This is a genomic window from Pseudomonas sp. HOU2, from assembly GCF_040729435.1.
In the GTDB taxonomy this organism is placed as follows: domain Bacteria; phylum Pseudomonadota; class Gammaproteobacteria; order Pseudomonadales; family Pseudomonadaceae; genus Aquipseudomonas.
This window is the reverse complement of record NZ_CP160398.1, coordinates 5,165,530-5,179,744: the sequence shown is the minus strand read 5'-3', so window position 1 is coordinate 5,179,744 and position 14,215 is coordinate 5,165,530. Positions and strand designations below refer to the sequence as shown.

The following is a 14,215-nucleotide window of genomic DNA, read 5'->3' as shown; positions in this document are numbered from 1 at the left end:
CCCCGACGTTACTCGCCATCCAAGCCTACAGGCAAGCGCCCAGTCCCAACTGCATCAATGCCAGGCCGCCCTGATGCCAGCCCCACCACACCAGCGCCAGCAACAGCGCGCCGAGTGCGGTGAAGGCGATTCGCGGCCAGGAGCGCTTCATACGGCGCCAACAGCCGGCTGCAGACGCGCCACCGGACGCTCGCGCACCGGCCAGTTCAGCGCGGCCGCCAGCAGACTCAGGAGAATCGCCACTTGCCAGATCAAGTCATAACTCCCGGTACGGTCATACACCACCCCACCCAGCCAGCCGCCGAGGAACGAACCGAGCTGATGAAAGAGGAACACGATACCGCCAAGCATGGACAGGTTACGCACGCCAAACAAGGTCGCCACCGTGCCGTTGGTCAACGGCACCGTCGACAGCCAGAGGAAACCCATGGCCATGCCGAACAAGTACGCCGAGGTCGTCGTCACCGGCAGCCACAGGAACAGCACGATCACCACCGCGCGCAGCAGGTACAAAGCGGCCAGCAGACGCGGCTTGGACATGCGCCCGCCGAGCCAGCCAGCAGTGTAAGTACCGAAGATATTGAACAGCCCGATCAGCGCCAGCACCGTGGTCCCGACCGTGGCCGGCAGATGCTGATCAACCAGATAGGCTGGCAGATGCACACCGATGAACACCACCTGAAAGCCGCAGACAAAGAAGCCGAACGCCAGCAGCCAGAACCCCGAGTGCGAACAGGCTTCGCGCAGGGCTTCGGACAGGGTCTGCTCGTGGCCCAGCACCGGCAGCGGCTTGTCCTTGAGCATGCTCACCAACGGCACAATCATCGCCACCAGCAGCCCCAGTACCAGCAGCGCCGCCGACCAGCCGAGCCAGCCGATCAGGCCTAGAGTGCCGGGCAGCATGGCGAACTGACCGAACGAGCCGGCAGCACTGGCGATCCCCATGCCCATGCTGCGTTTTTCCGGTGGCACGGCGCGTCCGACAACCCCGAGAATCACCGAGAACGAGGTGCCGGAGAGGCCGATGCCGATCAACAGACCGGCACTCAGCGAAAGGCTCAATGCCGAATCGGACAAGCCCATGAACACCAGACCCAAGGCATACAGCACGCCGCCGACCAGCACCACTTTCGCCGCACCGAAGCGGTCAGCCAGGGCGCCAGTGAACGGCTGCGCCAGACCCCAGATCAGGTTCTGCAAGGCGATGGCGAAGGCAAACACTTCGCGCCCCCAGCCGAACTGCGCACTCATCGGCGACAGGAACAGACCGAAGCCGTGTCGCACGCCCAATGACAACGCCAGAATCAGCGCACTTCCCAGCAACACCCAACCGCACGTACGCCACATCGATGTCATTGTTATTCTCCGTTCGCGGGTATATACCCGCTTAAATCCGGAAAAACCGGCCCTCAGGCCAGTTCGTCCAACAGTCGCAGCAAGGTTTCACGCTTCTCGGCGCCCAGGCGATCGATCAATCGCTGTTGCGCCGCTTCCCAGGCCGGCAGGGCCGCCGCAAGACGCTGCGCACCGGTTTCGGTGAGCCGGACGATGCGGTTGCGCATGTCCTCGCCCTCGGCCAGCGTCACCAGGCCCTCGCCTTCGAGCACCCGCAGGTTGCGCCCCAAAGTGCTACGATCCAGGCCCATGGCTTCGGCCAATTCCGAGATGCTCGGTTGATCCAGACGCTGCAGGTTGCACAGCAAAGAATACTGGGCAACGTTGATCCCGAAGCCGTCGAGAGCGCCGTCGTAATGCCTGCTGACGCCACGAGCGGCGCGACGCAGGTTGGTGCACAAACACTGAGAAGGAAGCATGATGCGTGTATATACCCGCGACTGTGTTAAATCAAGTTACACATGAGTTTATCAATAAGGTTTGTGGCGTCTGACACACCGCCTTCGCTGGCAAGCCAGCTCCCACAGTTTTTGCAAGTGATCAAAAAATCTGCAAACGCCCCCAATACCTGTGGGAGCTGGCTTGCCAGCGATGAGGCCAGACCAGGCAACATAAGTATTCAGACCAACACCACCCCAACCAGCACTGCCATCTCCAGCAATTCCAGCAACGCCCCCGCCGTATCACCCGTGGTCCCGCCCAACCGCCGCATCATCACGTGCCGTAGCCAGACAAACCCGACGAACGCGACAACCAGCGCAACAATCGCTTTCACCCCGCCGACCAACAAACAACCCAGCGCACTCGCCACAAGCACCCACCAACCCGCCCGACGCGGCAGATGATCAGCCAACGCCTGCCCCAACCCACCCGCCCGCACATACGGCGTGGTCAGAAACAGCCCCAGCAACGCCGCGCGCCCCAGCAGTGGCAAGATGATCAACATCACTGCATGCCCCTGCTCGATCAGCGCCAGCAACGCGCAGAACTTCAGCAGCAACACCAACACCAGCGTCACCACCGCAATCGGCCCGCTGCGCGGATCCTTCATGATGGTCAGCGTGCGCTCGCGATCACCGAAACCACCGAGCCAGGCGTCGGCGCTGTCGGCCAGTCCATCGAGGTGCAGCGCGCCGCTGAGCAGCACCCACCCCGTCAGCAACAGCGCCGCATGCAGCAACAACGGCGCACCCGCCAATGCCAGATTGATTGCCCAGAGGATCAGCCCGAACAGCAGCCCCACCAGCGGATAAAACAGCAGCGAACGGCCGAGCTGATCAGGTTCGGGCATCCCCGGCAGGCGAATCGGCAAGCTGCTGAGAAATTGCAGGGCGATCCACAGTGGCAGCATCTCAGTGACCTTCCTTGAGCACGCCATCGGCTTCGATGCTGAGCGCAAACAGCGAAGCATGCGCGACTTCGACAGTGAGCAACTGCTCACGCGGCAGGCCACGCGCCTGCGCCAGCAACAGGCGCATCACGCCGCCATGACTGATCAACAAAACACGTTCACCGGCATAGGCCTGATGCAACCGCGCAACCGCGCCCAGCACACGTTCAGCAAAATCGCTGACCGGCTCACCCTGTGGTGGCGTGAAGGCATATGGATCGGCCCAGAACAGCCCCAGCGCCTCGGCATCGGTCTCCATCAGTGCCGCCGCGCTCTGCCCTTCCCAGGCGCCGAAATGCAGTTCTTGCAGATCCTTGTCCAAATGAACCGGCAGATTCAGTTGCTCACCCAGCTCGGCGGCAAACCGCGCACAACGCTGCAGCGGCGAGCTGATCAATCGATCCCATGGCCCGCCCGCCACCACGGCGGCACGCATCTGTGCCCAGCCTTTTTCGGTGAGCGCATCATCGAGGCTGCCGCGCAAACCGCCGCCCAGCTCAGTCTCACCGTGGCGCAGCAGGTCCAGACGCAAGGTCATGCCGGACGATCCGCCACCGCGGCTTCGGCGAACGTCGCCATCTGCCCGTGAAGGTCACAGGCCAGACGCAACAGCGGCACGGCCAACGCCGCCCCGCTGCCCTCGCCCAAACGCAGGCCGAGCTCCAGCAACGGTTCGGCGTTAAGGGTTTCCAGCACATGACGATGGCCCGGCTCGGCGCCACGATGACCGAACAGCAGCCACTCGCGGCAGGCCGGGTTCAGCCGCACCGCGACCAACGCGGCGACCGTGCAGATAAAGCCGTCGACCAGCACCGCGACGCCTTCCTGGGCACAGGCCAGGTACGCGCCGACCAGTGCAGCGATTTCAAAACCGCCGAGGTTGAACAGGGTTTGCAACGCATCGCCGCGCTGTGCCGCGTGCAGCGCCAGTGCGCGCTCGATCACTTGTGCTTTATGGCTGACGCCTTCGGCGTTCAACCCGGTGCCGGGACCGGTCAGATGCGCCACCGGGCAGTCGAGCAAGGCACACGCCAGCGCACTGGCGGCAGTGGTGTTGCCGATGCCCATTTCGCCGCCGATGAACAACTGCGCGCCAGCCGCTTTGGCGCGTAGCACGCTGTCGCGACCGGCCTGCAACGCGAGTTCGCCCTGTGCCTGGGTCATCGCCGCGCCCTTGGCGAAATTCGCCGTGCCCGGGCCGATGTTCAGATGACGCACACCCGGCAGATTCAACGTCGGAGTCACGGTGCCCAGATCGACCACTTCCAGCTGCGCATCGAGCTGCCGCGCCAACACGCTGATCGCCGCACCGCCGCTGACAAAGTTCAGCAACATCTGCCCGGTGACTTCCTGCGGGAACGCCGAAACGCCTTCCGCGACCACGCCATGATCACCGGCAAAAATCGCGATCCAGACCTGCTCCAGCGTCGGCTTGATCTGCCCCTGCAACCCGGCGAGTTGCACCGCCACGCTTTCGAGGCGACCGAGGGAGCCGGCTGGTTTGGTCAGTTGTTGCTGGCGCGCCGCCGCTTGCTCAACGATCTCGGCACTCACGGATTGGCACGGGTTCAACCACCACGCTTGGGTCATAACGCAGGTCCTTTCAGGGTCAGGGGCAGGCCGGCGACGGTCAGAACGACTCGCTGACAACGCTCGGCCAGAGCTTGATGCAGCCAACCGGCTTCATCGACGTAGCGGCGAGTCAATTCGCCCAGCGGCACGACACCCATTCCGGTCTCGTTGCTGACAAAAATGATTTCTCCCGGCAATGACGCCAGGCAGTCCAGCAGGGCTTCGCGCTCGGCGGCGAGACGCGCGGCGTCATCGAGCATCAGCAGATTGGTCAGCCACAGGGTCAGGCAATCCACCAGCAGGCAACGCTCGGCACTGGCGTTTTCACGCAGGACGCGGGCCAGTTCCAGCGGCTCTTCGATCAGCGCCCATTCGGCCGGACGCCGGGCGCGGTGATGGGCGACGCGCGCGTTCATTTCGCCGTCCAGCGGTTGGCTGGTGGCGATGTAAGTGACCGCCAGATGGCTGTCGCTGGCGAGTTTTTCCGCCAGGCGACTTTTGCCGGAGCGGGCGCCGCCGAGGATCAGTTGGAGCATTTTTTTATCCAGAAAAAGTTTAGTGAGATCACCGGCCCCTTCGCGGGCAAGCCCGCTCCCACAGGGTTCAGCTGTGTTCACAAAATATGTATCCGACATCGAACCCTGTGGGAGCTGGCTTGCCAGCGATGGGGCCTGGACAGGCCGCTCAAATCCCGCAGAGCTGACGCAGCAGCCCGGTATCCAGATGCTGCTCCACCAGATCCGCCAGCCGCTCGATATCGCGCTCGCGCAAGCCGTGGTAATCCACCTCCTGCACATCGCTCAACCCGGCCCAGCGCAGCAACGCGGCACTGGCTTGCGGCGACTCGAACAAGCCGTGCAGATAAGTGCCGAACACCTGCCCGTCCAGACTCATCGCGCCGTCGCAACGACCGTCATCCAGATGCACCGCAGCGTTCTCCAGCGCCAGCCCCACCGTCACGCCCGCATGGATTTCATAGCCACTGACCTCAGCGTTTTCCAGCGCCAGATGCCCACGGACATTGCGCAATTGCTTCTCGGCTTCCAGCGTGGTTTCGAACGCCAGCAAACCCAGACCGACACTCGAACCCGGCGCGCCTTCCAGACCCAGCGGATCGTGCACCTGCTCGCCGAGCATCTGCAGACCGCCGCAGATCCCCAGCAACTTGCCGCCGTAACGCAAGTGCCGATTGATCGCTGCGTCCCAGCCGTTGGCGCGCAGATACGCGAGGTCGCTGCGCACGCTTTTCGAGCCCGGCAGGATGATCAGGTCGGCGGCAGGAATCGCCTGCCCCGGGCCGATGAATTGCAGATCGACCTGCGGATGCAGACGCAGCGGATCGAAGTCGGTGTGGTTGCTGATGCGCGGCAGCACCGGCACCACCACTTTCAGCACTTGCTCGGCCTTGTCGGTCTGGCGCTGATCGATGCCGTCCTCGGCTTCCAGGTGCAGATCCATCACGTACGGCAGCACACCGACCACCGGTTTGCCGGTGCGCTGTTGCAGCCAGTCGAGGCCCGGTTGCAGCAAAGCAATGTCGCCGCGAAAGCGGTTGATGATGAAGCCTTTGACCCGCGCCTGTTCGCTCGGCGACAGCAACTCAAGGGTGCCGACCAGATGCGCAAACACCCCGCCGCGATTAATGTCGGCAATCAGCAGCACCGGGCAATCCACCGCCTCGGCAAAGCCCATGTTGGCGATGTCCCCGGCACGCAGATTGATCTCGGCCGGCGAGCCAGCGCCTTCGACCATCACCAGCGGATACGCCGCGCTGAGCCGCTCGTGCGACGCGAGCACCGCTTGCATGGCGATGGCTTTGTAGTCGTGATACGCCACCGCGTTCATGCTGGTGACCGCGCGGCCATGGATGATTACCTGCGCGCCGGTGTCGCTGTTGGGCTTGAGCAACACCGGGTTCATGTCGGTGTGCGGTTCGAGATGCGCGGCTTGCGCCTGCACCGCTTGCGCCCGGCCGATCTCGCCGCCGTCGGCGGTCACCGCGCTGTTGAGCGCCATGTTCTGCGGTTTGAACGGCACCACTGCCACGCCCTGACGGGTGGCCCAGCGGCACAGCGCCGTCACCAGCGTGCTTTTACCGGCATCGGAGGTGGTGCCCTGAACCATCAAGGTTGTCATTGGATTTCCTTGGCGAAAGCTTGCAGCGCCTGTTCGAGGCGCGCCTCTTCAGCGGCGTTGGCAGGCAGGCCAAAACGCAGGCTGCTGTTGTGGGTGAAGATGCGCAGAAGGATGCCGCGTCGGGCCATGAATTCGTGCAGCGCCGCCGCGTGTTCGGTGATCAGCCACTGAAACAGCGCGCAACCACCGTGGGGTTTGAAGCCGTAGCGCTCCAGCAACAGCGCCAGACGTTCGCTGGCCTCGTCGCTGCGAATACGTTGCCGGGTATGCGCTTCGGTGTCTTGCAGGCAGGCCTGACCGAGCACCCGCGTCGGCCCGCTGACCGCCCAGGGTCCGACCTGTTCCGCGAGCAATCTGAGCAACTTGCGCTCGGCCAGCACAAAGCCCAGACGCACCCCGGCCAGACCGAAAAACTTGCCGAACGAACGCAGCACAATCAATCCGATCTGGTGGGCATGCGGCGCCAGACTCAGCTGCGGCGTGTTGTCCATGAACGCTTCATCGACCACCAGCCAGCCGCCACGCTGAGCCAGCCGCGCGTGCCAGTCGAGCAGCCGCGCCGGGGTCAGGCTCAGGCCGGTGGGGTTGTTCGGATTGACCACCACCAGCACGTCGAGGCTGTCGAGAAAGAATTCGACTTCCTGCTCCAGCACTTCGCGCACGATGTAACCACTGCGCCGCCAGGCCTCGGCGTGCTCGGCATAACATGGCGACAACACTCCGACCTTGCCGGCGCGGCGCAAACGCGGCAGCAACTGGATCGCCATCTGCGAACCGGCCACCGGCAGCACCTGCGAGGCGCCGTAGTAATCGCACGCAGCCTGTTCCAGGCCGTCGTCGGTTTCCGGCAAACGTGCCCAGGCGCGCAACGGAATAGGCGGCACCTCAAACGGCCAAGGGGCGAGGCCGCTGGACAGATCGAGCCAGTCGGCTTCGGCAATCCCGTAATCGAGTGCAGCCTTGCGCAGCCGGCCACCGTGCTCAAGCATAGAATTCAGCCCCCACGCAGAGAATCAGCAGCCATAACCATACCCCGCGCTGGACCAATTGCCAGCCGCGATCAATCGAATCGGCATCCGCCGGCGGACCTTCGCCCAGTTGCGGACGCTCGTGCAGTTCGCCGTGATAGATCGCCGGGCCGCCCAGTTCGACATTCAACGCGCCGGCACCGGCCGCCATCACTGGACCGGCATTCGGGCTGTCCCATTGCGGGCCCTGGCTGCGCCAGCATTTCCATGCAAGCCGGGTGTTGCCCAGCAGCGCGTAGGTCAGCGCCACCAGCCGGGCCGGAATGTAGTTGAGCACGTCGTCGATCTTTGCCGCGCACCAGCCGAAGCGCTCGAAGCGCTCGTTGCGATAGCCCCACATCGCGTCGAGCGTGTTGCTCAGGCGATAAAGCACCACCCCCGGCGCACCGGCCACGACAAACCAGAACAGCGCGGCGAACACCGCGTCACTGCCGTTCTCCAGTACCGACTCGGTGGCCGCGCGCGCAACAGCGGTGCTGTCCAGTTCGCTGGTCTGGCGGCTGACCAGATAGCCAACACGCTTGCGTGCTTCTTCCAGATCATCACTGCGCAGGGCTTTGGCCACGGGCTCGACGTGTTCGCCGAGGCTGCGCATGCCGAGGGCGCAATACAGCGCCAGAATCTCGACGATCCAGCCCATATACGGCGCCCAGGAAAACGCCGTGGCGAGCAGCGTCAGCGGCAGCACCGCGATCACCCACGCGGTGACCCCGTGACTGCGCCAGCCGCGCCCGCCCGCGTTGAAACGGCGCTCGATGCGCCCGGCAAAATTGCCGAACGCCACCAGCGGATGCCAGCGTTTCGGTTCACCCAGCAGCGCATCCAGCGCAACCGCGGCGACACTCAACAACGCCACACTCATTGATTCACTCCCCAATAATTTTCGTACAGCAACTCATTGAGCGGCCGCGCCTGCGCCCACCCTTCGAGTACCAGCATCGGCGCCGGATAGAATGCCTCGACCGGCCCCAGACACAACACCGCCAGCGGTTTGGCCCCGACCGGCAGCTGCAGCAGATCGGCCAGTGCCTGCGGTTCGAACAGCGAGACCCAACCCATGCCCAGTCCTTCGGCACGGGCCGCCAGCCACAGATTCTGGATCGCACAGGACAGCGAGGCCATGTCCATTTCCGGCAACGTGCGGCGGCCGAAAATGTGTTTTTCACGATCGTCCATCAGCGCCGCGACCAGCACTTCGGCGCAGTCGTTGATGCCTTCGACCTTGAGCTTCATGAACTCGTCACTGCGCTCGCCGAGGGCCTCGGCGGTGCGGATGCGCTCTTCTTCGACGAGGTTCTGGATCTGCCCGCGCAAGGCGCGATCGCTGATGCGGATGAAGCGCCACGGCTGCATCAGGCCGACGCTGGGCGCCTGATGCGCGGCTTCGAGCAGGCGGCGCAGCAGCTCCGGTTCGACCGTGCCGCCGGTGAAGTGGCGCATGTCGCGGCGTTCGGCGATGGCTCGGTAGACGGCTGCGCGTTCGGCCTCGGAATAGGCGTTGTCGGTCATGGCCTCTTCGCGAGCAGGCTCGCTCCCACAGGGGTTAGGTGATCCAATGTGGGAGCGAGCTTGCTCGCGAAGGCGGCCTCGAGATCTGGCGCTAACAATGCAGCAATCGCCGTCGGATTCGACGGAAAGTAGAAATGCACGTAAGACGCGGTCATCCGCCCTTCCCGATAAACCGCTTCGGCCCCGCGCCCGCCATTGGGGCTGATGCCCCGGGCAATCGGGGTCAGTTCGGTGCTGGTCAGGGAATGATGATAGGTGTGACCGCGCAACGAACCTTCCGGCAAATCCACCGCTTGCAGCGCCAGTGCCGCCAGACGTTTTTGCATCACCGCCTCACCGCGCAGCAGGCCGACCAGTTCGGCGCGGGTGCCGTCGACATCGGTCAACGCGTCGAGCAGATAGAGCATGCCGCCGCACTCGGCGAGCAGCGGTTTACCGGCGGCGTGGTGCGTACGGATCGCATCGAGCATCGCGGTGTTTTGCGATAACGCGACGTGGTGCAATTCCGGGTAGCCACCGGGCAGATACAGACTGTCGGCTTCGGGCAACTGCGTATCGCGGATCGGCGAGAAGAAGCTCAACTCGGCGCCCATCGCCCGCAGCAGGTCGAGGCTGGCGCCGTAGGTGAAGGCAAAGGCTTCGTCGCGAGCGACGGCAATGCGCACACCGTCGAGCAGCGGTTCGGCAGGAATCATTTCAGGCGCGGCGAATTCCACGGCAGGTGGCAGCGCTACCTCGCAACTGCTGGCCAAGGCTTCGGCGGCGGCATCGAGACGCAGGTCGAGGTCATTCAGTTCGCTGGCCTGCACCAGACCTAGGTGCCGGCTCGGCAACTCGATCCCGGTTTCCCGGGACAGCGCGCCGTACCAGCGCAAGCCTTCGGTGAGGCTGCCTTCGAGCAATTGCGCATGACGCAAGGTGCCGACGCGGTTGGCCAGCACGCCGGCAAACGGCAGGTCCGGCTGATAACGCGCCAGCCCCAAAGCCAGGGCGCCAAAGGTCTGGGCCATGGCGGTGCCGTCGATCACGCCGAGCACCGGCACACCGAAATGCCGCGCCAGATCAGCGCTGGACGGCGTGCCGTCGAACAGGCCCATCACACCTTCGATCAGGATCAGATCGGCTTCGGCGGCGGCTTCCCACAACAGGCGGCGGCTTTCTTGCTCGCCGACCATCCACATGTCCAGTTGATACACCGGCGCACCGCTGGCGCGCTCGAGAATCATCGGGTCGAGGAAGTCCGGGCCGCACTTGAACACGCGCACCTTGCGCCCCTGATTGCGATGCAAGCGCGCGAGTGCGGCGGTGACGGTGGTCTTGCCCTGACCGGAGGCCGGCGCGGCGATCAGTACCGCCGGGCAGTGACGTGGTTGATTCAAAGTTCGACGCCTTTCTGCGCTTTGATGCCGGCCTGGAAGGCGTGTTTGAGCATGCCCATTTCGGTGACGGTATCGCCCATTTCGATCATTTCCGGCTTGGCCGCGCGACCGGTGACGATCACGTGTTGCATCGGCGGACGTGCCTGCAGATCGCTGAGCACCTGATCCAGATCGAGGTAGCCGTGCTTGAGCGCGATGTTCAGCTCATCCAGCACCACCAGGCCGATCGACGGATCACGCAGCAGCTCGCGGGACACGGCCCACGCGGCTTCGGCGGCGGCGATGTCACGCTGGCGATCCTGGGTTTCCCAGGTGAAGCCCTCGCCCATCACGTGAAAACGCACTTGTTCAGGGAAGCGGCGGAAGAACAGCTCCTCGCCAGTGCTGTTGCGGCCCTTGATGAACTGCACCACGCCGCACTGCATGCCATGGCCCATGGCGCGGGCAAGCATGCCGAACGCCGAGCTGCTTTTGCCTTTGCCATTGCCGGTCAACACCAGCACCAGGCCGCACTCGTCAGGCGAATTGGCGATGCGTTCGTCGATCACGGCTTTTTTACGCTGCATACGCGCCAGGTGGCGTTCGTCGCGCTCGGGGGAATCGGTCATGAGGGGAGCTCTCCGTTGAGGCTGGATAACGGCGGGCAGGCACAAGAATAGACGGCAAAAAGCCTGGCATCGCCCACCGTGATGCCGCTGGATGGATCAGGCCGGTCTCCGGGCTCATGAGCGGCGAATCGCCAGACTGCGCGCCTTCCCGCGTCGGTCGACACAGTGGCTCAATGCGCAGTTTTCACTCATTTACCGTTGCGGGGGCAGCGCCGGGATCGTGATCGTTCTTCACCTGAAGACAACCCTCACCGGCTTCCCTGTTTCACTCTGTCGACACGCGTCACAGAGCACCTGAAACAAGCCGCGAAGGTTAGAGGGTTGGGGGTGGAGCGTCAATTAAAGAGGGGGCCGTCGGGCGAATAACTGCCGTCGATCAATTATCTGGCGCCATTCTTGTGCCACACTGATACAAATGATATCAAAGAGCCATGCTTTTCTCGAAAAAGCCCATCACAACAATAAGGATGATGACGATGCAAGGCATGATCATCAGCAACCCGCGCCTGGAATTCCTGCGCCCGATGCTCGAACGCTGGTTTGACTGTATCGACCGCTACAACGCCATTCGCGGCGACAACGACACCCCTTACTGGCATGACGAGAAAGCCAATCTCGGCTTGCTCTCTGCGGCGGCATGGATGGCCGAGCTGGTGACCCTTTGTGATACCTCGACCCGAAAGCAGAACGAGGACGGCGAGCGCAATGCCCGCGCCGATCTGTTCATTGCCGGGCCTGAAGACCGCGCCTACCTTCAGGCCACCCAGCGCTGGCCGCGGGTCAACAATCTCAACCTGACCCAGACCCTGCTGGACATCACCAGCGATGCCAAACGCATCAGTTTTGCCAGCGACCTCAAGCTCGGCTGCCTGTTCGTCGCCCCGCAAAAGGCCCAGCACAGCGCCAGCCCCGAAGAACTGCAGGACATGGTCGACGACCTGCAAAAGGAACATAGCTGCGCAGTGGCCTGGTATTTCCCCTACGCCTACCGCAAATTGCGCAGCGAAGCGGGCAATTATCATCCGGGCATCGCCGTGCTGTTCAAAGAGGCCCGCGGTTGAGCGGTTGAACCATCGCACGCCTGTGCTTCTCTATGATTAGGTCAATGCATTCATAGGGAAGATCAGTAATGCGCAAGTCCCAGCTCGCTCTCGTCATCGCCCTCGCCGGAGGGCTCACCGCCTGTGGTGAATCCTCCAGCCTGCAAGTCTCCGACGGCACCGGCCCGTCACCGAAACTGCCCGAACCGAACAAGACCCTGATCCCGACGGTGAACATCGCCCCGGCGATCGGCTGGCCTGCGGGTGGTAAACCGACCGCCGCGGCCGGCACGCAAGTGGCCGCATTCGCCGAAGGCCTCGATCACCCGCGCTGGCTCTACGTGCTGCCCAACGGTGATGTGCTGGTGGCGGAAACCAACGCGCCACCCAAGCCTGACGACAGCAGCGGCATTCGTGGCTGGGTGATGAAGAAAGTCATGGGCAAGGCCGGCGCTGGCGTGCCGAGCCCGAATCGCATCACCCTGTTGCGCGATGCCGACCACGACGGCGTGGCCGAGACCCGCACGGTGTTCTTGCAAAACCTCAACTCGCCGTTCGGCATGACCCTGGTCGGTAATGACCTGTATGTCGCCGACACCGATCGCCTGCTGCGCTTCCACTACGAACCCGGCGCGACCGAGATCAAAACCCAGCCGATCAAAGTCACCGACTTGCCGGGCGGCACGCTGAACCACCACTGGACGAAAAACGTCGTCGCCAGCAAGGACGGCAGCAGGCTGTACGTCACCGTCGGCTCGAACAGCAACGTTGGCGAGAATGGTCTGGATAAAGAAGAAGGTCGCGCGGCGATCTGGGAAGTCGATCGCGCCACCGGCAATCACCGGATCTTCGCCTCGGGCATCCGCAACCCCAACGGCCTGGCGTGGGAGCCCACCAGTGGCGCGTTGTGGACAGCGGTCAACGAGCGTGACGAGATCGGCAGCGACCTGGTGCCGGATTACATCACCTCGGTCAAGGACGGCGGCTTCTACGGCTGGCCATTCAGCTATTACGGACAGCACGTGGATGTGCGGGTGAAGCCGCAGAATCTGGATCTGGTGGCCAAGGCTATCGCCCCGGACTACGCCGTCGGCCCGCATACCGCTTCATTGGGCTTGACCTTCGCCGAAGGCAACAGCCTGCCGGCGCAGTTCAAGGAAGGCGCCTTCATTGGCCAGCACGGCTCATGGAACCGCAAACCGCACAGTGGCTATAAAGTGATTTTCGTCCCGTTCGCCGCCGGCAAGCCGAACGGAGCACCGGTGGATGTGCTGACCGGTTTCCTCGACAAGGACGAAAACGCCTTGGGTCGCCCGGTAGGCGTGGTGATCGACCAGCAAGGTGGTTTGCTGGTGGCCGATGATGTGGGGAACAAGGTGTGGCGGGTGTCGTCCGCCAAGTAACTTTTGCCTGACCTGAAACAACTGTAGGAGTGAGCCTGCTCGCGATGACGGTGTCACATTCAACATCAGTGTTGATTGATCAACCGCTATCGCGAGCAGGCTCACTCCTACATTGGACTGTGAGCTCTTTGAATTACGGGTTACGCGCCAGATGCTCCGGCTGCAGCACCCGCTTGGCACTCAGATACGCCTTCTGCCAGTAAGCCTTTGACAGGCTGTCCAGCTTCACCGTGCCGCCGGTGGCCGGCGCATGCACGAAGCGCCCTTCCCCGACGTAAATCCCCGCATGACTGACCTGTGAACCGCCGTTGGTGGCGAAGAAGATCAGATCGCCGGTCTGCAAACCCTCTTTGCCGACGTTCGGCGCCTGCATCACGATCATCTCGCGCGTCGAGCGCGGCAAGGAAATGCCAGCAGCATCGCGGTAGACGAAACCGATCAGGCCACTGCAATCGAACCCGGAGTCCGGTGTGTTGCCGCCCCAGCGATAAGGCGTGCCAACCAGGCCCAGCGCGCGAAACAGCACGTCTTCAGCAGCCGGCGAAAAAGCTTGGGAAGGTCCGAACACGACCGGGGCACGTACCACGGGCGCAGGCGGCGGCGTGCGGCTGGCGCAGGCGCTGAGCAGCGCTGCGAAGAAGATCAAAGCAAGGCGGGCCGACATCGTCATAAGCAGAACATCCTGATCTGGCTGCGGCTTTCTCTGCCGAATGGACAGAAACAAAACCGCCTGCGGAGCACGCAGGCGGTTTGCC

16 protein-coding genes and 1 riboswitch are annotated in these 14,215 nt (G+C 63.5%); of the genes, 2 read left to right on the top strand and 14 right to left on the bottom strand.

What is annotated here, in order from left to right; all coding sequences use genetic code 11:
• Positions 1–25: 25 nt before the first annotated feature.
• From ABV589_RS23500 to cobO, 13 genes are all read right to left on the bottom strand, one after another.
• Entirely contained in the window at positions 26–151 is a 126-nt protein-coding gene (locus tag ABV589_RS23500) for a hypothetical protein (protein ID WP_256588587.1), read from the bottom strand.
• Positions 148–1,356 (bottom strand): MFS transporter, encoded by a 1,209-nt coding sequence (locus tag ABV589_RS23495; protein ID WP_367083902.1) that lies wholly within the window; start codon positions 1,354–1,356, stop codon positions 148–150. Before ABV589_RS23495 ends, ABV589_RS23500 begins: the two co-directional genes overlap by 4 nt.
• Before the next feature lie 53 nt (positions 1,357–1,409).
• Positions 1,410–1,814 carry a MarR family transcriptional regulator gene (locus ABV589_RS23490; RefSeq protein WP_367083901.1) on the bottom strand — a complete coding sequence of 135 codons (405 nt, stop codon included), beginning with the start codon at positions 1,812–1,814 and terminating at the stop codon, positions 1,410–1,412.
• A gap of 200 nt (positions 1,815–2,014) precedes the next feature.
• Positions 2,015–2,746, bottom strand: a complete 732-nt coding sequence (locus ABV589_RS23485; protein WP_367083900.1) for an adenosylcobinamide-GDP ribazoletransferase — start codon at positions 2,744–2,746, stop codon at positions 2,015–2,017.
• Position 2,747: 1 nt separating this feature from the next.
• The gene (gene cobC, locus ABV589_RS23480; protein WP_367083899.1) at positions 2,748–3,323 is read right to left on the bottom strand and encodes an alpha-ribazole phosphatase family protein; all 576 of its coding nucleotides are present in this window, start codon (positions 3,321–3,323) and stop codon (positions 2,748–2,750) included.
• Positions 3,320–4,375 (bottom strand): nicotinate-nucleotide--dimethylbenzimidazole phosphoribosyltransferase, encoded by a 1,056-nt coding sequence (gene cobT / locus ABV589_RS23475; RefSeq protein ID WP_367083898.1) that lies wholly within the window; start codon positions 4,373–4,375, stop codon positions 3,320–3,322. The genes cobC and cobT overlap by 4 nt, the downstream gene beginning before the upstream one ends.
• A complete protein-coding gene (cobU, locus tag ABV589_RS23470) occupies positions 4,372–4,893 on the bottom strand; it encodes a bifunctional adenosylcobinamide kinase/adenosylcobinamide-phosphate guanylyltransferase (protein ID WP_367083897.1) in 522 nt (173 codons plus the stop codon). Before cobU ends, cobT begins: the two co-directional genes overlap by 4 nt.
• Positions 4,894–5,041: 148 nt before the next feature.
• Complete coding sequence (locus tag ABV589_RS23465) at positions 5,042–6,493, bottom strand: cobyric acid synthase (RefSeq protein ID WP_367083896.1); 1,452 nt, start codon at positions 6,491–6,493, stop codon at positions 5,042–5,044.
• Positions 6,490–7,482: a threonine-phosphate decarboxylase CobD gene (gene cobD / locus ABV589_RS23460; protein WP_367083895.1), complete on the bottom strand. Its 993-nt coding sequence runs from the start codon at positions 7,480–7,482 to the stop codon at positions 6,490–6,492. Before cobD ends, ABV589_RS23465 begins: the two co-directional genes overlap by 4 nt.
• On the bottom strand, positions 7,475–8,383 hold the full coding sequence (gene cbiB / locus ABV589_RS23455) for an adenosylcobinamide-phosphate synthase CbiB (protein WP_367083894.1): 909 nt from the start codon (positions 8,381–8,383) through the stop codon (positions 7,475–7,477). The genes cobD and cbiB overlap by 8 nt, the downstream gene beginning before the upstream one ends.
• The gene (gene bluB, locus ABV589_RS23450) at positions 8,380–9,030 is read right to left on the bottom strand and encodes a 5,6-dimethylbenzimidazole synthase (protein ID WP_367083893.1); all 651 of its coding nucleotides are present in this window, start codon (positions 9,028–9,030) and stop codon (positions 8,380–8,382) included. Before bluB ends, cbiB begins: the two co-directional genes overlap by 4 nt.
• The gene (locus ABV589_RS23445) at positions 9,027–10,409 is read right to left on the bottom strand and encodes a cobyrinate a,c-diamide synthase (RefSeq protein ID WP_367083892.1); all 1,383 of its coding nucleotides are present in this window, start codon (positions 10,407–10,409) and stop codon (positions 9,027–9,029) included. The genes bluB and ABV589_RS23445 overlap by 4 nt, the downstream gene beginning before the upstream one ends.
• Positions 10,406–11,017 carry a cob(I)yrinic acid a,c-diamide adenosyltransferase gene (gene cobO, locus ABV589_RS23440; RefSeq protein WP_003223053.1) on the bottom strand — a complete coding sequence of 204 codons (612 nt, stop codon included), beginning with the start codon at positions 11,015–11,017 and terminating at the stop codon, positions 10,406–10,408. Before cobO ends, ABV589_RS23445 begins: the two co-directional genes overlap by 4 nt.
• An 81-nt stretch (positions 11,018–11,098) precedes the next feature.
• A riboswitch (cobalamin riboswitch) is annotated at positions 11,099–11,330 on the bottom strand.
• Between the two features lie 163 nt (positions 11,331–11,493).
• Between cobO and ABV589_RS23435 the strand changes: the two genes are divergently transcribed.
• Positions 11,494–12,078 (top strand): hypothetical protein, encoded by a 585-nt coding sequence (locus ABV589_RS23435; RefSeq protein ID WP_367083891.1) that lies wholly within the window; start codon positions 11,494–11,496, stop codon positions 12,076–12,078.
• Between the two features lie 68 nt (positions 12,079–12,146).
• Positions 12,147–13,460 carry a sorbosone dehydrogenase family protein gene (locus ABV589_RS23430; RefSeq protein ID WP_367083890.1) on the top strand — a complete coding sequence of 438 codons (1,314 nt, stop codon included), beginning with the start codon at positions 12,147–12,149 and terminating at the stop codon, positions 13,458–13,460.
• Between the two features lie 133 nt (positions 13,461–13,593).
• Here ABV589_RS23430 and ABV589_RS23425 read toward each other — a convergent pair whose 3' ends face one another.
• The gene (locus tag ABV589_RS23425; protein ID WP_007962886.1) at positions 13,594–14,130 is read right to left on the bottom strand and encodes a C40 family peptidase; all 537 of its coding nucleotides are present in this window, start codon (positions 14,128–14,130) and stop codon (positions 13,594–13,596) included.
• Positions 14,131–14,215 lie beyond the last annotated feature (85 nt).